This window comes from Sulfurovum indicum, assembly GCF_014931715.1.
Taxonomy (GTDB): Bacteria; Campylobacterota; Campylobacteria; order Campylobacterales; family Sulfurovaceae; genus Sulfurovum; species Sulfurovum indicum.
Genome location: NZ_CP063164.1, coordinates 1,564,155 through 1,586,537 on the forward strand (window position 1 = coordinate 1,564,155; position 22,383 = coordinate 1,586,537).

Consider the following 22,383-nt stretch of genomic DNA (forward strand, 5'->3'; position numbering starts at 1 on the left):
CAGTTCACGTTTGCTTAACGCTACTCACCCTATATATAACAGCGTACATGAGTGGTACGTAGAAAAGGTTGAGTACTGTAGCCCATGCGATACCAAATCCAAGTGAGATCGCCATAGGCTGAAGAATAAGTGCCTGTCCGCTTGCAAAGAATATCAAGGAAGAGAGTCCGAGAACTGTTGTCAATGATGTAAGAATGATTGGTCTTAAACGCATTCCGGCTTTCTCTACTACCTCCCCATAGTTTTTGCTTCTTTGAATAAAATCAAGCATAATCAACCCGTCATTGACAACAACCCCTGCCAATCCGATGAGCCCCATCACTCCGGGCATCGTCATATGGATACCCATGATCTTCGTACCTACCAATGCACCCAGTATCGAGAGTGGGATAGTCGAAAGAATGATCAGTGGAAGTACCAGAGAATTGAACATCCACACCAGCGTAATAAAAATCAGAAAAATTGCAATAACTGCTGCCTGTATCATCTCTTTTTTAAGTTTTTGATTCTCTTTCTCTTCCCCTTTAATGATTACCTTGACACCTTTTTTCTCTATCTCTTCCAATAGCGGTTTGATCTTCTTCATCACTTCTGTCGGTGTAATAAGCTGTTTTTCAACACGAGCGAACACGGAACGGACTTTGTCACCATCTTCTTTGAATATCTTAACAAAACTTTTTTGATAGTAGAAGTCACAAATATCCTGAAGCCTGACCACTTCCATACCGTCAGGTGTTGTCAACTTGAAGTTACCGATCTCTTTACTGTTCTTCTTATAAAGATCTTCTATCTTGATACGCATAAGACCTTTCTCATTAAACATTTTGGCATATTCTGCTTTCAGAAATGCCCCTCTCAGTATATTGATGAGATAGGTTTCTGTAAATCCCAACTGTTGCCCATACTCGTTGACGCGAAGCTTGAGCTCTCGCTCTCCCTCATTGGCATTATTGGAGACATCTTCTACTCCTTTGATGGCAGAGAGACCGGCTTCAATCTGGTAGAGTGCGCTTAGCATCTTCTTTTGGTCATCTGAGCTGAAACCTATTTCAATATCATGACTGACAATCCCTGTCTGCTGGACATAGACATTAAACTCTTCATAGAATTTTTTACCATTGATCTTCTTCTTTTTAAACCTGTCGATCACATTTTTCTGTATCTCTTTGGCGATCTCCTGTGCTTTGTGCCGGCGGATCATATCACTGTCATCATACTCCAAAGAGAAAACCGGATTGATATATTTGTCAAAAAAGCTCTCTGGTGCCTTCTCATGCAGATTGACAAAGATCTGAAAAAGATTGTCTCCTATCTCAAAGCTGGCATCAGGGTTAAATTTAAAACCAATGACCGAAGTGATCGAGTCGACATCCTGTTTGTCAAGTGTTTCAAGCAAAGTCTCTTCTATCTCGGTAACATAAACTTCCGTCTCATGCAGGTCATGGTTAATATCTATTTTTCCATTCACATAAATCTGCTGTGCATCAAACTCAGGAAAAAGCTGAAACTTGGTGACCTTTGCCATACCTATCGTAGACAGAATGATGAAAAGCACCAGTGCGATCAAGGATTTCCACTTCTTTTCAAGCAGTCTGTATAAAAACCCTTTATAGCCATGAATGAACTTCTTCCAAAAGCCTCCTTCATCATCGATCTGTCTTACTTTTCCCATACTGAAGAACTCTTTGGCATGCAGCGGAAGAAAATAGAATGCTTCAAAAAGAGAAGAGAGCAGCAGAATAGAGATCATCACCGGTAGGACCTGCATGAACATCCCCATTTTTCCACTCATAATCAATAGCGGAAGGAAAGCAAATACCGTGGTCAAGGTTGCGGTCAAAACTGCAGGGAACATCTCAAGAGCCCCATCTATAGCCGCTTCTCTCGGGCCTTTGCCCATCTCAAGATGGCGATAGATATTCTCTGCAACTACGATCGCTTCATCAACAAGCATCCCCAGAGCAATCAATGCCCCCAGAAGAGTAAGCATATTCAGACTGTACCCTATGAGTTCGGCTGCAATAAGCGTGATCATAAACGAAGCAGGAATACCGATAGCAACCACCCAGGCGATACGAACATTGACTGAAAGAAAAAGTGCCAGGAATACCAGGATCAGACCAAAGAGGATATTTGAAGAGACCAGGTTAAGACGATTCTTCACCCATATGGAGGTATCGGTATAGGCTTCAAAAGAGATCTCCGGATACTTCTCTTCATACATTTTGAGAAGTTGACGTATCTCTTTGCTCAATGCTATGGCATTTCCCTCTTTTGTCTTGTTAATATTCAAAGAGATATTGGGTTTTCCGTTAAAATGTGAGATCTGTACAGGGTCTCCCAGACCTATCTTTACAGTTGCAATATCACTAAGACGGATGCGTTTGCCGTTTACACTAAGCAGCGTACCTGCGATCGCCTCTTGCGACTTTTCACCGTTTATCGTCGAGATATAGAGATGATCTCCCTCTTCATCCAGTGTTCCGGCAGGAAAAATAGAAGCTATTTGACTGATCGCCTGATACACTGCTGTCTTGTTGAGCCCATAGGCATCAAGTTTTTTCTGATCCAGAGTAACAAGCACCTCTTCATCTGCATCCCCGCGTATCACTATGCCGCTGAGATCCTTTATGAGGGCCAGTTGCCCTTTTAGATCATCAGCAACATCAAGCAGGCGCTGCTTGGGCACATCACCCGAGATCGCAACAAGTAACAACGGGTAATCATGTACCACCACTTTGGCAACAGGCTCGTCCATATCCGAAGGAAGATCTCGTCTGATGTTGGCAATAATATCTTTGACATCAGAAAGTACCAGCTGCTTGTCATTTCCCGGCTTGATATCTGCATTGATCGTAAAAAGGCCATTCTGAATAGTTGTATAGATCGTATCGATCTCAGAAAGGCTTTTAAGTTCATCTTCAATCTGCTTGACCACCATCTTATCAAGTACATCTGCACTGGCACCTACATATCCCCCGCTGACCGATATCTCATCAAGTGTCGATGCCGGAAATATCTCTTTGGCAATATTCTGATAGGCAAATATGGAGAGCAGCAGCATAAAAACCATCAATATATGATTGAGTATCGGTCTGTCCACCGCAAACTTGATAAATCCGTACATTGGCTACTCTTCTCCGATAACAAAGATCGTATCAGTTACCCTGTTTTTAAACTTCAGCGCTTCGACATTTTGCTGCAGTATCATCTTTTCCGCTTTCAGTGCCTCAACCTGACGATACATTTTATTAACTTTTTTGCTTTCATAATAGATCTGATTACTCAGATAAACCTTTATCAGTGTCAGAATCAAAATAATAGCCATTGACATCAGGATCACACTAAGCATCCCGAACGTAATACCATTGGGAGCTTTTCTCTTCTTTCCTGCAGCCATGCTAAGTATTGTCCTTAAACCTGAAACTTCTCAACTTGGCAGAACGGCTTCTTGGGTTTTGTTTTAACTCGGCATTGGAAGCGGTAATGGGTTTACGGAAAAGAGGTTTCCCCAATGCATGGTTCTTTCCGCAGGTACAGCGCATTGCCTGAGGATCACAGATACACTCGGTCGCCCATCTTTTAAAGCGGTTCTTGACCAGTCGGTCCTCAAGAGAGTGAAAGGTGATCAGTGAGACCACCTCACCTGCATAATGTTTTGCTTCAAGAGCATCAAGCAATCCTTCAATCTCACCCAATTCATTGTTCACTTCGATACGAATCGCCTGAAAAGGCAGTGTTGCAGGATGAATCTTTCCCCCGGACGGGATAACACTTTTAATGATCTGACTGAGCTCTGAGGCACTCTTTATGGGTTTCCCTACTCTGGCATCCACTATAGCAGCAGCCAGTTTTTTATAGGAGCGGACCTCACCGTACACATTAAAGATGTACTCAAGTTTCTCCTTTGAATAAGTATTTACCACCTCATAGGCACTTAACGGTGCAGTAGCATCCATACGCATATCAAGTGTTTCTGACTCAAAGGAAAAACCACGTTCTTTTTTGTCAAGCTGTAACGAAGAGACACCAAAGTCTGCAAGCAATGCAGTAACGGGAGCTTCTTTCAATGTCGGCAATAGAGTTGCAAAGGTCCCTTTGTAAAGAAGACTCCTCTCAGCATATGGTTCAAGCCGTTTTTTGGAAAAAGCCAAAGCCTCATCATCTCTGTCGATACCTATATGTTTCAAATGGGAATACTTGCCAAGTATCTCCATACTATGTCCTGCATATCCCAAGGTACAGTCTACAAAGTACCCCTTCCGAACACCCTTGAAACTCTCCAACACCTCATCCAAAAGTACCGGTATATGCGGACTCTCCATCTGTTCCCCTTTTTCACAATAGTGTTGCCCGGCAATGCATACCATCACTATTCACCACTCACTATTTACTATTCACAAAATAATGGTGTTATAATAGCAAAATAATCCTAACAAAGGTTGCCATTTATGGACAAGCACCTCATAGACGATATTAAACATGTTTCACTCTCACTTTTTGAAAAAAACTTCTTTGGTGTCTATCATGGTTCAATCTCTGCACGTGTTACTGCCAACGGATTCATAATCAACTCCAAAGACACCATACTCAACGAAGTGACTGAAGAGTCTCTTGTACGGCTTGACTGTCAGAGACGGGACTACCGTTGGAGTATGGCCAATAATGATGTACATATCCACGAGCATATCTATGAAAACATTCCCAATGCCAAATATGTCTGTTATACAATGCCTCCTTATGCTACAGCCTATTCACTCAAACACGGGAAGGTCTCTCCGCAGGACTACTATGGTAAACAGGTTCTGGGAGAAGTGGTCGTCTATGATCCTAAAAATTTTGATGACTGGTTGGAACGCGCCCCATATGAAATACCGCAATTCTTCCAGAAACACGATACCCATCTACTGCTGATAAAAGGATTCGGTCTGATCGCCTATGACCGTGATATCACCGAAATGGCCAAAAAGATCGCTATTTTGGAGAACTCCTGTCGTCTTCTGGCATTAAGTGCCACTCTATAAAATACTCTGGCCGAAGGTCCAGGAAGATCACTCCCTTGCAATAAGGGGGCTGACAGATGTGTAAAGCATAATTTTGTTATACTTTTTTTACTATACTTCACTTCCTTAGGATCAGTGCATGAATCAAACCCAAAAACGTTTAAGTATCATCAAACTCGCTATCTCTATTGGAGATAGTGAGACGATCCAGCTGCAGATATTGAAACTCTCTCCTCTTAAAACAGATGAAAGGGTACAGGAGATCATCAAAGGTCTTCAGGCAGAGAACTATGCACAAACCCAGGCACTCATCACCGAATATATCGAAACACCTACCGAGGAGATACTTCAGAGAACTTCGCAAAATGAAAAACCTGTTTTAGAAGATGAAGAAGCAATCATTGAAGAATTTGACCTTTTCAAGGTTAAAACCGATGATGAAGAAGAGATTCAAGAGATCACAGATCTTAAAAATATCGATACTTTACCCGTAGCAGAAAAGAGGTGCAGAGAGATCAATTTTGATTCTCTCCTCGATCTCAAAAGTGATGATATTCTTACTGAGAATATTGATATATCTCAAACCAGCCTTCCCAAAGATGACTTTTTCGATATCGATAAAAATACAGAAAAGCCGTATAACTATACAGAGGTTGTCGAAAAAGACGATTTTTTCCATTCAGAAGAACCTGAAAAAAAAACAGGTGAAGAGATAGTTGGAGGCAAAACAGAAGATTTCAACACAGATACTTCCGAGTCAAATGAAGCATACAAAAAAAACCCTGAAGAGTCCCATAACAGACAGAACGTACCGCTTCATACCTTTATAAAAAAAAGAATCAGTGAACCATCAGTATATGAAGCGATTCCCTACATCGACCAGAAACTAAAGAACATGCAAACACAATACCCTCCCCTTGAAACAGCAGAAGAAAGCTCTCCCTCTGTAAATGCATGGCTGATGAAGATCAGTAATGAAGGATATACTGAAAAAGATGTGGAAGCTGTCATGGAAGAGATCCGGAAACTTGCAGAGGAGGAGAGAAAGGCTGAAGCAGCCCAACTTCTTCTTATATCTGCTGCCACCCAGTCAAAATTTGCACAATTCATGCTCGCACGCTCTCTCTTTAAAGGTGATCTTCTTGAAAAAAATCTTGCTGAGGCTTTTACCCTGATCAACCGTCTTGCCATGGATGATGACTATGCCGAAGCAATTTGTGATCTTGGGCAGCTCTACGAACATGGTATCGGTATCAATAAAGACAAAAAACGTGCGGAGGAGCTCTACAAAGAAGCCATGGAACTTGGTATCAAACGTGCCTGTGCACACTACGAAAGAGTACATAAACAAAATAAAGGGCTTTTTTCATTCCTGAGACGTTAGTTTGTCTCTCTAAAGCCGTTTTGACAACCTTTTCCTGCAGATCTCAATTTTGCTCAGACCTGTATCTGGGCACCTCTAATAACCCCATATGCTCATAACATTGCCGGCTTTGTTCTAGGCAAGGCACACTTTACAGACCTAGCCGTAGCTAAGTCGAAAAAGTGTAACGCCGCATAGGGCAAAGCCGGCATTGCCCAAAGGGTGGGCTTTGCAGACGCGATCTTTCACAAGTTGCTTCCATCGTCTTAGCTTTGGCTAGGACTTGAAAGCCTCTTGCAAAATCTCACATCTGCAAAACCCATTATGGGCGTATGGGGTTATTAGAGGTGCCCATCTGTTAATTGTTACCGGACAAAGAGCCAGACAGTAACTGCTCTATCCCGCTATAGGCTACCTCCATCATCTTGTCGATCTGGGCAAAGGTAATGATATACGGCGGCATAAAATAGATCACATTGCCCAGCGGACGCAGCAGTACTCCCTCTTTCAGTCCATATTGATAGATGCGCAACCCTATACGCTCTTTGGCATCGTACCCATCCAACTCCACCGCTGCAACCATTCCTTGCTGCCTGATGGTCCTGACATTCTCCAGTGTTTTGAATATTTCAAGTTTTTGTGCAATATAGGCACTCTTCTTTACATTTTCACACAGTACCTTCTCCTCCTCAAATATTTCCAGTGTAGCCAGTGCAGCACTACATGCCAGAGGGTTACCGGTATAACTGTGTGAATGCAGAAATGCTTTGTAGTCATTGTAGTCACAGTAGAATGCACTGTAAACTTCATTGGTCGTCATGACAACAGAAAGAGGAAGATATCCGCCGGTAAGACCTTTGGACAGGGTCATGAAATCGGGTGAAATATCCGCATGCTCACAAGCGAACATTTTACCTGTCCGTCCAAACCCTGTCATAATCTCATCAGCAATCAAATGGACATCAAACTTTTTTGTCAATCTTCGGGCACCGACAAGATACTCGGGGTGATACATATGCATCCCCCCTGCCCCCTGTATAAGCGGTTCAAGAATCAATGCAGCGATCTTATCTGCTTCCTCCTCCAATACACTTTCCAGATGAAGCAAAGCTTCCTCTGCCGATTCAACCGTTTGATCTTTGGGAACAGCAACCTGCCTGTTGGCTATAAGCAGCGGTTCATAGGTCTCCTTGTAAAGTGCCACATCCCCTACAGAGAGAGCTCCGATGGTCTCTCCGTGATAAGAGTTCGTCAAAGAGAGGAAAAGCGGTTTCTCTTTTCCTCTGTTACGGTGGAAGTGATAACTCATCTTCAAGGCAGCCTCGACAGCACTTGAACCGTTGTCAACATAAAAGACCTTTTTCAAACCCTCCGGTGTAAGGCTGACAAGGTGATGTGCCAGCTCGATCGCAGGTTCATGGGTAAACCCTGCAAGGAGTACATGTTCCAGAGTATCGATCTGTGCTTTAACCTTGGCATTGATCTTTGGGTTGGCATGGCCGAAGAGATTGACCCACCATGAGCTCACTGCATCGATATAGCTGTTACCCTCAAAATCAAAAAGATACACACCCTTTCCTGATTTTATCGGAATAAGAGGGAGTGTTTCATGATCTTTCATCTGAGTACACGGATGCCATATAACTTCCAGGTCACGTTGCATCATTACACTGTTCTTGTTATCCATAAAACATTATCCCCTTATTCAATTGGTATTAACCTCAACTTGACTAAAATATTATACAAATTTTACCATAGAAGGCAGATAAAAAAATGATTAGTTGGATGCAGAAACACAATAAATACCTCGTATGGACCATTTGGGTCGCCACTATCGCATTTATCGGTGCGGGTTTCGTAGGATGGGGAAGTTACGATTTCGGTTCCAAAGCAGGGAATGTCGCCAAGATCGGTGACATAGAGATTAAACAATCCAAACTCAATATGGCATACAGCAATCTTTACAACCAGTACAATGAAATGCTTCAGGGACAACTCGATGAGAAAAAAGCCAAAGAGATGGGCCTGGTCAAGCAGGCATTTGCCACCATCGCTACACAGGCCAAACTCCTTAACTATGCAAAAGACCTTGGTATTGTAGTTTCTGATGAAGAGGTCGCACACACACTCGAATCGATCAAAGGATTCCAAAAAAACGGAATGTTCGACAAAAGTATTTACAAGATGTATCTAACATCACAAAGACTCAAAGCCAAAACCTTTGAAGATACACTTAGAGACGAGCTCACCATCACCAAACTCCTTGACCTGCTGAATGTCGGAAGCCTGCCTCTGGAAGAAGAAGCTGTCGGAGCAGCAATGAATGTTGCAGACAGGATCAAATATCGTGTACTGACAAACAGTGATGTCAACCTTACAATTGATGAAGCAAAACTCAAAGCATTCTGGGAGTCGAACAAAGAACAGTTCAAAACACCAAAAACCTACACTTTGGCTATCGTGTGGACAACAAGTATTGATACCAAGATAACTGATGATGAACTTAAAAACTTCTATGAGACAAACAGCTTTAACTATACTGATGCAACAGGAAAGCAGCTCTCCCTGGATGCAGCAAAAGAGAAAGTTATACAAGACCTGAAACTTAAAAAAACAAAAAAAACAGCACAGAAAGCCTACATTGCCTTTAAAAAAGGGCAACTTGAGAGCAGTGAGACAATAACACTTCCATTGGGTGACAACACGCTTTCAAAAGAGGTTTGGGATGAGATCCAGCAGAAAGCAGAAGGAGATATTATGAAGCCTAAAGTCGTCAATGACCGATATGCAACTGTAAAGATCGAAGCCGTTACACAACCTCGGGTAATGAGTTTCAATGAGGCAAAAGAGATGGTCAGAAAACGCTATGAAACAGAGGCAAAGAATAAAGCACTTTTGGCGCTTGCCGAGTCAACGCTGCAAAACATACAGGAAGCCAATGCAACTGTTTCCGACTTTATGAGTTTAAATAATTTTGACAATCTCGAGGGCTTAAATTCACAAGAAAGTTTACAATTTTTACAAAAACTCTTTACATCTTCAAAAGAAAAAGGTATTATTAGTGTATCGAATAAAGTTGTAGTTTACAATATTATGGAGCAGACACACCTTCCTTTGGACAAGAATCAGACCCGGGTTGTCAAAGAGACTGTAAATACAATAAAACAAAGGGTGTTTGAATCCAACCTGATCAAAATGTTGGATACCAAATATCCTACAGAAGTTTACATGGGAGGACTCACAAATTGAGTGATACAGTTTTAGCTATCGATATCGGTTCAACCAAAATATGTGCAATCATAGCTGAAATTGAAGAAGAGAAAGTCCAGGTGGTCGGTCACGGTGTTTCTAAATCACAAGGGATCAAAAAAGGCGCCATCACCAATATTGAACTTGCTTCCAAATCTATCAAAAAAGCGATCAATGATGCAAAACGCATTGCCGGCAGCAATATTACTTCGGCTACCGTCTCCATCTCAAATGCCTATGCAAAAAGCCTTAACTCTACAGGGATCGTGAACATCCCGCACAAAGATATCTCCATTAAGGAGATCAACCGTGTTATGCAGACTGCGCTCTATAATGCGAATGTGCCCAATGAATATGAAGTGATTCATGTACTTCCTTACAATTTCAGAGTAGATGACCAGGACTTCATTGAAGATCCGTTTGGTATGAATGCAAGCCGTATGGAAGTAGATGTCAATATCATCATGACGCAAAAATCCAACCTTTCCAATCTTAAAAAAGCAGTACGGTCTGCCGGTGTGGAAATAGACGGGATCGTCTTGAGCGGATATGCTTCTGCGATTTCCGTAATGGATGAAGATGAAAAAGAGCTCGGGGTGGCAGTTATCGACCTTGGGGGTCAAACCAGTAACCTGGTTATTCATGCAGGGAACTCTATCCGCTATAATGACTTCCTTGGTGTCGGTTCAAACCACATCACAAATGACCTCTCCATGGCCCTGCATACTCCTTTGCAGGTGGCAGAGAATGTTAAGATCCGTCACGGGAACCTTATAGAAACAAGTAATGAGATCATAGAGCTGCCTATCATAGGAGATGAGGAAAACCGTAACGGAGTTTCACTTGAGATCGTACATTCGGTCATCTTCTCACGTGTGGAAGAGGCTTTAATGATTTTGGCAAAATCATTGGAGAAATCAGCACTCAAAGAACAGATAGGTGCAGGGATTATCCTTACAGGAGGGATGACCAAGCTAAAAGGGATCAGAGAGTTGGCTCAATCTATCTTCCCTGCAATGCCGGTGCGGATCGCCAAACCCAAAGAGGTCGAAGGTCTTTTTGATGAACTTAAAGATCCTGCCTTTGCAACTGTCATCGGTCTGGTACTCTACAAAGCCGGGAAACATACCCCGTATGAGATCAATTTCAACCAGGAGATGCTCCACTCCAAAGCGGTCCATCATGAGAATCTGAGAGATATCGACCTCAGCAGTCCCGAACACACACCGGCACAACCGGAAAAGGAAAAATCGGAAATACAAAAAGAAGAGAGTGAACCATCAACCATTACATTTGATGATTTGCCGGACATTGGAAAAGAAAACAGTAACCCGATCAAAAAATTTGCAAATTGGGCAAAACAGCTTTTTTAGCATAAAACACACATCACATAAAGGGGGAAGAAATGGAAGAGTTTGAAATAGACATCGTTGAAACAAAATGTCATACAAATGGTGCCAAGATCAAGGCGATAGGTGTAGGCGGCGGCGGCGGTAATATGATCAACCACATGATCCAGGAAGGGATCAACAGTATTGATCTTATCGTTGCGAATACGGATGCACAAGCCCTGGAAAGCTCGCTTGCGCCATATAAGATGCAACTTGGACTGAATGCAACACGCGGTCTGGGTGCAGGTATGATCCCGGAAAAAGGTCGTGAGGCGGCACTGGAAAGTTTTGAGGATATCAAATCAATGCTTGAGGGGTCTGATATTGTCTTTATCTCTGCCGGACTTGGCGGAGGTACAGGTACCGGTGCGGCTCCGATCATTGCCCAGGCAGCAAAAGAGGTGGGTGCACTGACTGTCTCTATTGTCACAAGTCCGTTCAAGTTCGAAGGGCGGAAAAGAACCAAACTTGCAAAAGAGGGTCTTGAAGAACTCAAACGTGAAAGCGACTCCATTATTGTCGTACCAAATGAAAAGCTCCTCTCTATCGTTGAAAAAAACCTCGGTATCAAAGAGAGCTTCAGAATGGTTGACGATATTCTTGCACAGGCAGTGGGTGGCATCTCAAAAGTGATCCTCTCCCATGGTGAGAACGATATCAACCTTGACTTTGCTGATGTGAAAACAGTTATGAGCCACCGAGGTCTTGCATTGATGGGAACAGGATACAGTGCCGGTACCAATGCTGCCTATGATGCGGCCAAAGCAGCCATCGAATCTCCTCTGCTGGACAATATCTCTATTGATGGAGCGATGGGAGTGCTTGTCCACTTTGATATTCATCCTGATTACCCTATTATGGAAATCGGGGAAGCTATGAGCATCGTTGAAGAGAGTGCAGATGAAGATGCATCTGTTATCTTCGGTACGACAACAGATCCAAGCATGGATATCGATGAAGTAAAGATTACAATCATTGCAACCGGGTTTGAAGATAAAAATGCTATTGCAGAACCAGCGCCTGTCAGCAAACAGAAAACCCTCCTGAATACAAGCAACACAATCAATACAATGGGTGGGACAAGACGTATGGTCGTAGGAAGTGATTACGGAGAGCATGAAGATATTCTCGATGTCCCTACCTTCCTCAGAAAACAAATGGATTAAAAGCAGACGGGAGTTAGCCCCTCTTCTTTCCTTTGTCCCTCCTTATCTTACAACGGGGAGTCCCCTCTCTCTGTTTTTCATTACCTTTTTTTTGCTATGATACCCCAACTATTTTTGTGACAAGGATACATTATGAAATATATTAAAACATTCTCAGCGATTGCTGCTTCAGGCGTTGCTGCCCTGCTGTCAACCGGGCTTACAGGATGTGAACAGAGGCCTGCACAGGAGCAGACACAGCCAAAAGGTGCTTTTGTCATCATTGAAGAGACCGCACCTGGAAAATACAAGATAAAAGATGAATTTCCTGCGGATGAAACCCGTATTGTATTGAAAAAACTTGATAATACAGAAAAGATACTGACCCAGGAGGAGATGGATGTACTTTTAGCGGAAGAAGCTGCCAAAATTGACAATGGTACATCCAACCTTACAAACCCGGATGCACAGATGAGTATGCAAGGCGGTATGAGTCTGGGTGAAGCCATCCTGGCATCTGCTGCAGGTGCGATTATCGGTTCATGGATCGGGAGCAAACTCTTTGGGAACCAAAATTACCAAAATAACCGTAAAGCCGGATACAAATCCCCATCAACCTACCAAAGAAGCAAAAACAGCTTCAATAAGGCGCGTACCAGCAGTACAAAAAAGAGTGGCTTCTTCGGTAAGAATAAAAACAGTGCTTCCAGAAGCGGCGGCTTCTTTGGCGGATAGATGATGATACAGCTACAGCAAACCTCACCCCTGACAACAGAATATCTTGAATCACTCGGTTTTGTATGGCATACAGACAGTGATGCAACCCCCTATGTCTCTGATCAGCTTGTCATACTTTCCAAAGCAGAAGCAGAGGCCTACTATAAAGCCGGTAACGAACTGTATGATATGTTCGTTGCCGCAGCACAGTATGTCATAGATAATAATCTTTTTCATGAGATCGGTATTCCTTTCAATCTGGTAGAGCTGATCAAAGAGTCATGGGAGACCGATATACACTGGCATCTTTACGGGCGTTTCGATCTTGCCGGAGGAGTAGACGGAAGCCCCATCAAGCTTCTTGAATTCAATGCAGATACTCCTACTGCACTCTTTGAAACAGCTATTGTTCAATGGGCACTACTCAAACAAAACGGTATGGAAGAGACAGCACAGTTCAACGGTGTTTATGAAGCTATTCTTGACAATTTCAAACGCCTTGTCACACTTGAAGAGAATGTCGCCACCTTTGAAGCATGTTATGAAGGATGGAAATTCCTCTTTACCTCCGTACGTGGCAACAGTGAAGAAGAGAATACAGTCAGACTGCTTCAACATATTGCCACCGAAGCTGGGTATATTACAGAGTTCGCCTATATGGATGAAGTTGAATTTGATGAAAATGAGGGTATCTTTTACAATCAGGAGCAGTACGAATTATGGTTCAAGCTCATCCCATGGGAAGACATTGCCCTTGAAGAACCAGATCTTGCCATGATACTGACCAATATTATCAAAAATCAGAAAGCAATCATATTCAACCCCCCTTATACCCTTCTCTTTCAAAGTAAAGGGTTGCTTAAGATCCTATGGGATCTCTATCCCAACCATCCTTTGCTGCTTGAAACCTCTTTTGAACCGCTGCAAAATACAAAACAGGTCCAAAAACCTGTTTTCGGAAGAGAGGGAGAGAGTGTACGCATCCTCGATGAAAACATCACTCTCATCGAAGGTACAGAGGGAGATTATGACAACCATAAAATGGTCTATCAAACATATGTTGAGCTCCCTTCAGACAGTAAAAAGAGCAGTTATCAGGCTGGTCTTTTCTTTGCTTATGAATCATGTGGTGTCGGATTTAGAAAAGGAGGAAAAATACTCAACAACACTTCCAAGTTCGTCGGACACCTTCTACTTGACTCTTAGTATAGAGTTTATATCTGCATCATATAATTCCGGAATATGATGCACCTAAAAGGTCTGCTGCAGAAATAAACAATAAGATACTTTCCCTTATCATAGAAACTCTTTACAGAAACACTACAATCATATATAAAACTAAAATGAGATACCGTCTACTTTAAGTACGAACTGTACAAAAGTGTCTACAAGTTGCTATAATAATACTATCTCCCGATAAAAGAGGAAGTTGATATGAAAAAAAGGCTATTAACCGGACTTACAGCATTTTGTCTGTGTACAGCACCTTCACTCTATGCTGATGAGATCACTGATATACTCAATCAGATACGTCAGTCATATGAAGCAAAAGATTACAAAGCGGCACTCGATGACCTTAACTATATCTCTGCAAAAATACAGAAACTTGCTGCAGCCCAAAACCAGCAACTATTGCCAAAACCGCTTGATGGATGGCAAATGCAACTAAAAGATGACGGTTCCCAGATGGCAATATCCATGACAGGCGGCGGTACAATGACCCAGGCAGAATATAGCAGAGGCAAGGAGCTTATCACTATACAGATCATTGCAAACTCACCGATGGTCTCCATGTTGGCTATGGCAATAAACAACCCCATGCTGATGCAGAGTGATCCAGGCAGTGAGCCTTTTCGTTATAAACGTCTCAAAGGAGTTAAAAAGAAAGAGGGTCCAAATACAGAGATCACCCTTATTATGGCTGGACAAATACTGATCCAGCTTAAAGGTGAGAACCTTAAAGATGAAAGTATTCTCAAACAATATCTTGATACTATGGATATGAAAAAGATAAAATCGGAACTGCTCCAGTAAGTATCGGTTAAGATATAAGGCTGATTACCCTAACCCGGATCGTACATTGCAGTTGCCAAATATCTTACAGCTCATTGGTGATCTTTAATACATATTCCTGACTTAGCAGCTTTCATGAAGAGTGCTGCTTGTATAACAGGTTTAGCCCTCTTTAGGTTCCATACATCCCTCACATTCGACTTGTACAATCTTTGGTACAGCCAGGTCGATACGTGCAGCTGTCAATGCTCCTCCCCACAGACATCCCGTATCCAAAGCCAGAACATGCTCATCCTTGTGAAACCCGAGAGTGGACCAGTGTCCAAAGATAATCTTCAAGTCGATATCTTTCCGCCTTTCACACTCGAACCATGGTTTAAGCCCTTTTGTTCTTAGTTCATCAGTCGGTTTTCCCTTTTGTTTAAAGTCCAGTCTGTGATCTTTGTAGCAGTAACGCATACGTGTAAAAGAACTGACAATATAACGATCAATATCTTCCAAAGCTGCATTTCGGTCGAAACGTTCTACCCCTTCTTTAAACATCTTTTTCAACCAAACTGCTGCATCATCACTCTGAAGTTTTTCTTCAATCCGTTTGGCATACTCTATGGCCATACCAAGATCGAATTCCGGCGAGATCCCCGCATGTGCCATACAGTAACCAAGACTGAAATCGACATGAAGAAATTTTTGTAAGCGTAGCCAGTCAATGAGTTCCCTGGCTCTGGGAGAACTCAACACAGGATCGATTGTAGGGTTGGACTTCTTTATCCCATAGTAGGCTGCGATCAATGCAATATCATGATTTCCAAGTACCAGCCGGACAGAATCTCTAATGCTGTAAAGGTACTCAATTGTCTTCAGTGAGTCATCTCCTCTGTTGACAATATCTCCTGCCAACCAAAGTGTATCATAACGTGCATCAAACTGGATCTTTTGTAAAAGTTTCTGAAAAGAGCCGTAACACCCTTGAATATCACCGATTGCCCATACACTCATCAGCTCTGCTCCAATGAGTGAGTAAAGAGTGAAGAGTGAAGAGTGAAGAACGCTGGTATGCATTTTTTCAAAATACTGTTATCTAAATGTGAATGTCCTTGCACTTTTATATTCCTCTTTTCTTTTTTAACTTTTAATTTTTAATTTTTAATTTTTCCCTATAGACTTCTGCTTTTTCCTCAAACGACATCGCTGCATAAGCAGGTGACGGTGACGGGAGGTAAACACACTCGATCTTAAGATATGCAAAGTGGCTTTCAAAAAGTGCCTGGGCTTTTTTACCTGTAAATGCGATCTTTTCTATACTTGAATACTTTTCAAGCAGTACAGGAATATCATTTACCACCTCATCTTCCAGAGAACTGTCAAGTGAATTCTCTCGTTGACATGAAGAGATCATATCCCATAGTCCCAGACGATTCTCTTTCAACAGCCAGATCTTCTGATCTCGGTTGTTGACCGGATAACCAGTCACCACTTCAAGGATCTTCCAGAACTGATTTCGCGGATGGGCATAGTAAAAGTTGTTTTCAAATGACCGAATACTGGGAAATGAACCCAGTATAAGTATTTGCGTGTCATTAAATACAATAGGATCAAAAGGGTGATTTAGCTGTTTATTCTCTTTTCTCATTTTCACTTTTCTTTCAATCTAAAATTAGGGCACCTCTAATAACCCCATATGCTCATAACATTGCCGGCTTTGTTCTAGGCAAGGCACACTTTACAGACCTAGCCGTAGCTAAGTCGAAAAAGTGTAACGCCGCATAGGGCAAAGCCGGCATTGCCCAAAGGGTGGGCTTTGCAGACGTGATCTTTCACAAGATGCTTCCATCGTCTTAGCTTTGGCTAGGACTTGAAAGCCTCTTGCAAAATCTCACATCTGCAAAACCCATTATGGGCGTATGGGGTTATTAGAGGTGCCCACTATCTTATTTCCGGACGCTTAATGCTCAGTACTCATTGCTTCTTATTTACATGCTTTTTGCATATTGCGTATCATCAATACCAAAAGAGCAGTCGAAAAGATCTTAAAGTTTATCTCACTGCCTTTATGGGTATTGACAAAGGCTGCCGTTTTCGTCATCTCCTCTCCTGCCATCTGCATAGTCAGTATATCGGGCAGGTAGTAGTGTCCGAACATCAACCCTGTGACGATTACAAAAAAGGTTGCTACCTGTGTAATGTTATCTCTTTCGAACTTTTTGTACTTATATCCTTCATACAATGCTACAGCGATCACTGTCACATCAACCAGATAGGAGAGTTTGACAAAATTCTGTGTCATAATAAGTCCCTCCTGATAGTGGCTGAGTATTTCACTTCCAAGCCAGTTTTCCGTATGGAACGTTACAGGTGCTACGACAATACCGGCAAAAAGTCCTGCCCCCAGTGTTGCTCCAATCAAGATTAGATAGGCAATGGTTACTTTTCTAAAAATTTTGTTCATACTATTCCTTATAATGTTTTACTGTCGGCAATAATAGTTACAGGTCCATCATTGACAATACCCACTTCCATCATCGCACCAAACTCTCCGGACGCCACGGTAAGCTCTCTTGAGAGTACCTCTATGAATAATTCATACAGAGTCTTCGCACCTTTAGGCTCCATTGCACCGGTAAAATCGGGACGGTTACCTTTTTTGATCCGTCCTGCCAACGTGAACTGTGAAACCACAAGCACTTCACCGACAACCTGTACGATGTTTCTATCCATCTTTCCCTCCTCATTGGGAAAGATACGCAGTGCCAACACCTTTCGTACCAGTTTGGTAACATCTTCGTACGTATCACCCTCCATCACACCCAGTAGAATGTTATATCCTCTGCCAATAGCAGCGATCTGCTCTCCGTTAACTTTCACCCAGGACTTTTCCACACGCTGGATCAATGCGATCATTGTATACTCTTCCTATCTTTCATATACTATTTTATCTGTCACTGAGCTCTTGGTGTACCGATGCTCGGGCATCCACATTTTTGAAGCAGAATGCCGAAGTCATCGCAGCACACTTGTAAAGTGATACTTCTTTCCCCACTTTCTACCAAAGAGAGTAGAGAAACAACCCTAAACCACATAAAAGCTCTACTTAGTAAAAAGAGAGCATGAACCCTCTGTCAAATCCGGCAAGGTCTTTGTAAAACTTAATGGATTTTACCCCAATTTCATTAACAAAAGCCAATATCGGCTCTTTCTGGTCATACCCCATCTCACACACTAACCACTTGATACCTCTGTTTTTTACATCAACAATGATCTGTTTTAAAAGCTCATCTCCTACTCTGCCTCCAAAGAGCGCCTCTTTGGGTTCATAGTCAACCACATTGGACTCTAAGAGAAAATCTTCAGCAATATAGGGCGGATTGGAGACAACGAGTTCGACAGGTTCACTCACCAAATCAATAAGATTGGATTTATACAGTTGGATCTGTCTGGAGAGTCCAAACCGCTCTACATTCTCTTTTGCTACCTTCAACGGAGTATCACAAATATCGGTGGCGATTATCTTCAGCTGCGGGAACTTTCGTGCCAGTACCACAGAGATGGCACCAGACCCCACACCGATCTCTGCAATTTGCGTAACCTTCTCTTTTTCAATGATCTCTGCCACAAGATCTATCAGTATCTCCGTTTCAGGTCTGGGAATAAGTACACCAGGTTCTACCTTCAGATGAATGTCATAAAAGCTGGCACTCCCTACAATATACTCATAGGGTTCATGCCCGGCTCGTCTTTGAACCAGTTTCTGATAATTTTCAATATTTCCCACAACATCATGATCATGTGCCATAAGGTAGATACGCTCTTTTTGAAGATGATATGCCAAAAGCAGTTCTGCTTCCAACTGCGGGCGTTCACAACTCTTATGCAAGCGTTCTTTTGCCCACTTTAATGCTTCTGCAATCGTAGCATCAGTCTGCAACACATCTTGAAACTCCTCACTCATCACTCCTCACCCCTCATTTTTACTGACTTTTTCGATCAACGAACGTAAATATCCCTTCTGCCGTTTTTTCAGACTTCTCTTCCCCTGCAACCGTATTGGCCGCATCATATCCCATCGCATTGAGACGCTCGATGATCGGTGGATGGGTATAGTAAAAAAAGATCACCAAAGGATGAGACTTTGGAAAAGATTTGTTCTCGGTAACCAATTTTAAAAGTGCAGAGACCAAGTTATCCTGACCACCCATTTTGGACCCGAATGCATCTGCAGCATATTCATTGTGACGACTTACATAACTCATAAACGGTGTAAAGATAAAACTTACCAGCGGTAACAGAAGCATCAAGGTAGCGATCTTCACGCCTGCATGCGGTGCCACATGCATTTGAATAAAGAGTTCATCGGGTAAATGTCCAAAGAGGAAAAAGACTACAAACAGAAGCAATCCCATCAGTCCTATGTTCTTCCAGATATCTCCATGTGAGTAGTGTCCAAGCTCGTGCCCAAGTACGGCAAGAAGCTCTTCTTTGTTGAGTTTCTCAAGCAACGTGTCAAATAGAACCACTCGTTTACTCTTGCCAAGCCCGCCAAAGTAGGCATTGAGCCTGCTGTCACGCTTACTGGCATCCATCACAAAAATACCGTCACTTTTCAATCCTACCTTTTCCATCATTGCAGTAATAGCATCTTTAAGCTCTCCCTCTTCAAGCGGATTAAACTTATTAAAAATAGGGGCAATTACAGTTGGATAGAGCACATTTACAAGCAGTGCCACTCCAAAGAGCAGTACAAATCCGCCAAGCCACCACATCTCATAATTAACAATAATCCAAGCCAGGAGTGCGAAAAGTACTCCACCCAACACCACAAACATCACTGCAGACTTGAGCGTATCGAGCACGTACATCCTGAGTGTCATTTGATTAAAATGGAAATCTTCATCGATCTTGAACTTCTGGTAGAGTTCGAACGGTAACCCCACAATATAGTTAACAACCATGAACCCGTACAAAAAGAGCACTGCCTGCATAATCTGACCATCAACACTAACCAGAGAAGAGAGCCACGAGAATCCCGCAAAAACCCACCATACAAACATGAGGTAATCAACAAAATGCTCAACAATCGCCAGCTTCTCTTTGGCAACAGCATAATTAGCCGCCACCATATATTTCCCGGCAGGCATCAATACAGGATCTTTACGTTTTTCCTGATTGATATAGCCTATCTGCATCACTGAAATATACACCCGCATGAATGTATAGAGTGAATAAATCCCTATAATCAATTCCAACATCAAAATTCCTTGCTCAACAAAAACTAAAAAACTGCAAAGCCACACATTTAGTATTCCGGAACCATGCAGCAACCGGCAGGTCATTGACAACGTGTTAACTCTTTGGTTTTTCTTTTTCTTTAATTCGTTCCTCTTTTCTTCATACAACACAAAGGAGAAGAAATGAACATACAAAAATATACCGCCCAATATATCACGATGGACTTTAGCAAGCCTTAAAAGAGTATAATTTCACAAAAAAAGATAAAGGCAGCACTATGGCACTCATCGACCTCTTTGATATAAAAAAACAGTACGATGTCAAACTTCTCCTTGATGGGGTCGATTTTCATCTTAATGAGGGAGAGAGGGTTGCCATTGTCGGAAAGAACGGATGCGGGAAGTCTACACTGATGAAGATCGCTCTTGGGGTGGAAGAGCCCACTGAAGGAAAAAGGGTGATAGATCGTTCTATACAGATAGAGATGCTCTCGCAACAGCCTCTTTTCAACCCTTCGCTTAATGTCAAAGAAGCCATAGAAAACGAACTTACTGAGCTCAAAGAAGCAAAAGAGAAGTATGATACTCTCTCACAACAGGTAGCTGAAAACTTTGAAGATAAACAACTTTTGGAAGAGCTGGAGAAGACCACCTCCTACCTTGATCACCATAATGCATGGAGTCTGGATGACAAAATAGAACGTGTTCTTCAGGAGTTCAAGCTCAAAGAGTATGAAGATCGTCTAGTCATATCACTCTCAGGTGGAGAACAGCGTCGTGTAGCACTGGCATCACTTATTTTGAAAAAACCAGATGTGCTGTTGCTGGATGAACCAACAAACCATCTTGATGTCTATATGGTGGAGTTTCTTGAAGAGATACTTCTCAAAGAGAAGTTCACCCTACTCTTTATCTCTCATGACAGACACTTCATTGATACTATAGCGACACGGGTCATAGAGGTAGAGAACCAGAAACTTATCTCCTATAAAGGGGGATACCGAGACTATCTTGCAGAGAAAGAAGCACGAATGAAAGCGCTGGCAAAACAGCATGAGAACCTGCTTAAACTGCTCAAACATGAAGAGGAATGGCTGGGGAAAAGTGTCCGTGCACGGGAAAAGAGGAATCAGGGGAGGAAGGCAAGGGTCTTCAAACTGCGCGAAGAGGCAAAAAAGAACCCTACACTTATCCGTAAAATGCAGTTAGAACTTGAACGTGAAAAGAAACATTTCAACCGTGAGCAGAGTGTGGGCAGGAAAAAAATGCTCTTTGAAATCGACCATCTCTACTACTCCATCGCCAACAAAGTACTCATTAAAGACTTTACTACACGTATTCTTCAGCGTGATAAAATCGCCATCGTAGGAATAAATGGTGCGGGGAAATCGACCCTGCTCAGACTTCTGCTTGGACGGATCAAGGCAGATAGTGGCAGTATCAAAAAAGGAGACTTTAGTATCGGCTACTTTGATCAGCACAGGGAGATGCTCAAAGATGATGAGACGCTCATCGATACCTTCTGTCCGGATGGTGGCGACCATATTGATGTCAGAGGCAGACATATGCATGTCTATGCCTACCTCAAACTCTTTCTCTTTCCGGAAGAGTTCCTGACAAAAAAGATCGCACAACTCAGCGGAGGAGAAAAGAACAGAGTCGCTCTTGCACTGCTTTTTACCAAAAATGTCGACTGTCTTATTCTTGATGAGCCTACCAACGATCTGGACATACAAACCATCAATATTCTTGAAGAACAGCTGCTGAACTTCCCCGGAGCTATCATCTTCGTCTCTCATGACCGCTACTTTGTCGACAAGATCGCCTCCAAGCTCTATATCTTCAAAGGCAAAGGGGTCATTGAAGAGTCCTACCAGAGCTACTCTGAGTACCTTGAGATCGAAAAAGAGATCAAAGAGATCGAACATATGGCTGAAGAGCTAGGACGGTCAGACAGCAAGGAAGAGGTTGCAGAGAGCAGAGAAAAGAAAAAACCTACCAAACTCAGCTATAAAGACCAAAGAGACCTTGACAAACTTCCTGATGAGATTGAAGCACTGGAAGAGAAGATCGATGCATTGAATACCTGCCTGGCTGATCCGGAGTGTTATCAGGAAAAAGGGCTGAGCAGACTCAGTGATGAGCTTGCTGAAGTTGAAAAGATTTATGAAGAGAAAAGCGAACGGTATCTGGAGGTACTTGAGCTGTATGAGTCGTTACAGGCTTAATAGAGGCTGAAACTCTTATCTCACACTCCAAAGAGAGACACTGTGCCTG

19 protein-coding genes are annotated in these 22,383 nt (G+C 42.5%); 9 read left to right on the forward strand and 10 right to left on the reverse strand.

What is annotated here, in order from left to right; genetic code table 11:
• Positions 1 to 4: 4 nt before the first annotated feature.
• From IMZ28_RS07770 to rsmH, 3 genes are read right to left on the reverse strand one after another with little or no spacing between them, the layout of a single operon-like run.
• Positions 5 to 3,127, reverse strand: coding sequence for an efflux RND transporter permease subunit (locus IMZ28_RS07770; protein ID WP_197548019.1), 3,123 nt, complete (start codon positions 3,125 to 3,127; stop codon positions 5 to 7).
• Positions 3,128 to 3,130: 3 nt separating this feature from the next.
• Positions 3,131 to 3,400 (reverse strand): hypothetical protein, encoded by a 270-nt coding sequence (locus IMZ28_RS07775; protein ID WP_197548020.1) that lies wholly within the window; start codon positions 3,398 to 3,400, stop codon positions 3,131 to 3,133.
• A 1-nt stretch (position 3,401) separates the two neighbouring features.
• Positions 3,402 to 4,325, reverse strand: a complete 924-nt coding sequence (gene rsmH, locus IMZ28_RS07780) for a 16S rRNA (cytosine(1402)-N(4))-methyltransferase RsmH (RefSeq protein WP_197548021.1) — start codon at positions 4,323 to 4,325, stop codon at positions 3,402 to 3,404.
• A gap of 126 nt (positions 4,326 to 4,451) precedes the next feature.
• Between rsmH and IMZ28_RS07785 the strand changes: the two genes are divergently transcribed.
• Positions 4,452 to 5,024 (forward strand): class II aldolase and adducin N-terminal domain-containing protein, encoded by a 573-nt coding sequence (locus IMZ28_RS07785; RefSeq protein WP_197548022.1) that lies wholly within the window; start codon positions 4,452 to 4,454, stop codon positions 5,022 to 5,024.
• 118 nt (positions 5,025 to 5,142) lie between these two features.
• Positions 5,143 to 6,387 carry a tetratricopeptide repeat protein gene (locus IMZ28_RS07790; protein ID WP_197548023.1) on the forward strand — a complete coding sequence of 415 codons (1,245 nt, stop codon included), beginning with the start codon at positions 5,143 to 5,145 and terminating at the stop codon, positions 6,385 to 6,387.
• Positions 6,388 to 6,724: 337 nt separating this feature from the next.
• Here the strand turns inward: IMZ28_RS07790 and IMZ28_RS07795 are convergent, their stop codons facing one another.
• A complete protein-coding gene (locus IMZ28_RS07795; RefSeq protein WP_197548024.1) occupies positions 6,725 to 8,053 on the reverse strand; it encodes an adenosylmethionine--8-amino-7-oxononanoate transaminase in 1,329 nt (442 codons plus the stop codon).
• Between the two features lie 86 nt (positions 8,054 to 8,139).
• Between IMZ28_RS07795 and IMZ28_RS07800 the strand changes: the two genes are divergently transcribed.
• The 6 genes from IMZ28_RS07800 to IMZ28_RS07825 all read left to right on the forward strand — a co-directional run bounded on the left by IMZ28_RS07800 (position 8,140) and on the right by IMZ28_RS07825 (position 14,902).
• Positions 8,140 to 9,615, forward strand: coding sequence for a peptidylprolyl isomerase (locus tag IMZ28_RS07800; RefSeq protein WP_197548025.1), 1,476 nt, complete (start codon positions 8,140 to 8,142; stop codon positions 9,613 to 9,615).
• Entirely contained in the window at positions 9,612 to 10,988 is a 1,377-nt protein-coding gene (gene ftsA / locus IMZ28_RS07805) for a cell division protein FtsA (protein WP_197548026.1), read from the forward strand. The genes IMZ28_RS07800 and ftsA overlap by 4 nt, the downstream gene beginning before the upstream one ends.
• A gap of 32 nt (positions 10,989 to 11,020) precedes the next feature.
• Complete coding sequence (ftsZ, locus tag IMZ28_RS07810) at positions 11,021 to 12,172, forward strand: cell division protein FtsZ (RefSeq protein WP_197548027.1); 1,152 nt, start codon at positions 11,021 to 11,023, stop codon at positions 12,170 to 12,172.
• A 132-nt stretch (positions 12,173 to 12,304) separates the two neighbouring features.
• Positions 12,305 to 12,886: a UPF0323 family lipoprotein gene (locus IMZ28_RS07815; RefSeq protein WP_197548028.1), complete on the forward strand. Its 582-nt coding sequence runs from the start codon at positions 12,305 to 12,307 to the stop codon at positions 12,884 to 12,886.
• A 3-nt stretch (positions 12,887 to 12,889) separates the two neighbouring features.
• Entirely contained in the window at positions 12,890 to 14,074 is a 1,185-nt protein-coding gene (locus IMZ28_RS07820; protein ID WP_197549824.1) for a glutathionylspermidine synthase family protein, read from the forward strand.
• 228 nt (positions 14,075 to 14,302) lie between these two features.
• Positions 14,303 to 14,902: a hypothetical protein gene (locus IMZ28_RS07825; protein ID WP_197548029.1), complete on the forward strand. Its 600-nt coding sequence runs from the start codon at positions 14,303 to 14,305 to the stop codon at positions 14,900 to 14,902.
• 141 nt (positions 14,903 to 15,043) lie between these two features.
• Here the strand turns inward: IMZ28_RS07825 and IMZ28_RS07830 are convergent, their stop codons facing one another.
• From IMZ28_RS07830 to IMZ28_RS07855, 6 genes are all read right to left on the reverse strand, one after another.
• Entirely contained in the window at positions 15,044 to 15,943 is a 900-nt protein-coding gene (locus tag IMZ28_RS07830) for a symmetrical bis(5'-nucleosyl)-tetraphosphatase (protein WP_232087444.1), read from the reverse strand.
• Positions 15,944 to 16,013: 70 nt separating this feature from the next.
• Positions 16,014 to 16,514 (reverse strand): DNA-deoxyinosine glycosylase, encoded by a 501-nt coding sequence (locus tag IMZ28_RS07835; protein WP_197548030.1) that lies wholly within the window; start codon positions 16,512 to 16,514, stop codon positions 16,014 to 16,016.
• A 336-nt stretch (positions 16,515 to 16,850) separates the two neighbouring features.
• Positions 16,851 to 17,330, reverse strand: coding sequence for a DUF4149 domain-containing protein (locus IMZ28_RS07840; protein WP_197548031.1), 480 nt, complete (start codon positions 17,328 to 17,330; stop codon positions 16,851 to 16,853).
• A gap of 8 nt (positions 17,331 to 17,338) precedes the next feature.
• Positions 17,339 to 17,782, reverse strand: coding sequence for a D-aminoacyl-tRNA deacylase (gene dtd, locus IMZ28_RS07845; protein ID WP_197548032.1), 444 nt, complete (start codon positions 17,780 to 17,782; stop codon positions 17,339 to 17,341).
• 190 nt (positions 17,783 to 17,972) lie between these two features.
• Positions 17,973 to 18,830 carry a peptide chain release factor N(5)-glutamine methyltransferase gene (prmC, locus tag IMZ28_RS07850; RefSeq protein ID WP_197548033.1) on the reverse strand — a complete coding sequence of 286 codons (858 nt, stop codon included), beginning with the start codon at positions 18,828 to 18,830 and terminating at the stop codon, positions 17,973 to 17,975.
• A gap of 19 nt (positions 18,831 to 18,849) precedes the next feature.
• The gene (locus IMZ28_RS07855) at positions 18,850 to 20,127 is read right to left on the reverse strand and encodes a M48 family metallopeptidase (RefSeq protein ID WP_197548034.1); all 1,278 of its coding nucleotides are present in this window, start codon (positions 20,125 to 20,127) and stop codon (positions 18,850 to 18,852) included.
• A gap of 257 nt (positions 20,128 to 20,384) precedes the next feature.
• Here IMZ28_RS07855 and IMZ28_RS07860 point away from each other — a divergent pair, with 257 nt between their 5' ends.
• A complete protein-coding gene (locus IMZ28_RS07860; RefSeq protein ID WP_197548035.1) occupies positions 20,385 to 22,334 on the forward strand; it encodes an ABC-F family ATP-binding cassette domain-containing protein in 1,950 nt (649 codons plus the stop codon).
• Positions 22,335 to 22,383 lie beyond the last annotated feature (49 nt).

What these genes read in the sequence shown, in the direction of transcription:
- IMZ28_RS07835 (WP_197548030.1), bottom strand. Translation starts at nt 16,514, where the DNA reads ATGAGAAAAGAGAATAAACAGCTAAATCACCCTTTTGATCCTATTGTA.
- IMZ28_RS07775 (WP_197548020.1), bottom strand. Translation starts at nt 3,400, where the DNA reads ATGGCTGCAGGAAAGAAGAGAAAAGCTCCCAATGGTATTACGTTCGGG.
- IMZ28_RS07795 (WP_197548024.1), bottom strand. Translation starts at nt 8,053, where the DNA reads ATGGATAACAAGAACAGTGTAATGATGCAACGTGACCTGGAAGTTATA.
- IMZ28_RS07770 (WP_197548019.1), bottom strand. Translation starts at nt 3,127, where the DNA reads ATGTACGGATTTATCAAGTTTGCGGTGGACAGACCGATACTCAATCAT.
- IMZ28_RS07840 (WP_197548031.1), bottom strand. Translation starts at nt 17,330, where the DNA reads ATGAACAAAATTTTTAGAAAAGTAACCATTGCCTATCTAATCTTGATT.
- IMZ28_RS07790 (WP_197548023.1), top strand. Translation starts at nt 5,143, where the DNA reads ATGAATCAAACCCAAAAACGTTTAAGTATCATCAAACTCGCTATCTCT.
- IMZ28_RS07860 (WP_197548035.1), top strand. Translation starts at nt 20,385, where the DNA reads ATGGCACTCATCGACCTCTTTGATATAAAAAAACAGTACGATGTCAAA.
- prmC (WP_197548033.1), bottom strand. Translation starts at nt 18,830, where the DNA reads ATGAGTGAGGAGTTTCAAGATGTGTTGCAGACTGATGCTACGATTGCA.
- IMZ28_RS07800 (WP_197548025.1), top strand. Translation starts at nt 8,140, where the DNA reads ATGATTAGTTGGATGCAGAAACACAATAAATACCTCGTATGGACCATT.
- IMZ28_RS07830 (WP_232087444.1), bottom strand. Translation starts at nt 15,943, where the DNA reads ATGCATACCAGCGTTCTTCACTCTTCACTCTTCACTCTTTACTCACTC.
- IMZ28_RS07825 (WP_197548029.1), top strand. Translation starts at nt 14,303, where the DNA reads ATGAAAAAAAGGCTATTAACCGGACTTACAGCATTTTGTCTGTGTACA.
- dtd (WP_197548032.1), bottom strand. Translation starts at nt 17,782, where the DNA reads ATGATCGCATTGATCCAGCGTGTGGAAAAGTCCTGGGTGAAAGTTAAC.
- IMZ28_RS07855 (WP_197548034.1), bottom strand. Translation starts at nt 20,127, where the DNA reads ATGTTGGAATTGATTATAGGGATTTATTCACTCTATACATTCATGCGG.
- IMZ28_RS07815 (WP_197548028.1), top strand. Translation starts at nt 12,305, where the DNA reads ATGAAATATATTAAAACATTCTCAGCGATTGCTGCTTCAGGCGTTGCT.
- IMZ28_RS07785 (WP_197548022.1), top strand. Translation starts at nt 4,452, where the DNA reads ATGGACAAGCACCTCATAGACGATATTAAACATGTTTCACTCTCACTT.
- IMZ28_RS07820 (WP_197549824.1), top strand. Translation starts at nt 12,890, where the DNA reads ATGATACAGCTACAGCAAACCTCACCCCTGACAACAGAATATCTTGAA.
- rsmH (WP_197548021.1), bottom strand. Translation starts at nt 4,325, where the DNA reads ATGGAGAGTCCGCATATACCGGTACTTTTGGATGAGGTGTTGGAGAGT.
- ftsZ (WP_197548027.1), top strand. Translation starts at nt 11,021, where the DNA reads ATGGAAGAGTTTGAAATAGACATCGTTGAAACAAAATGTCATACAAAT.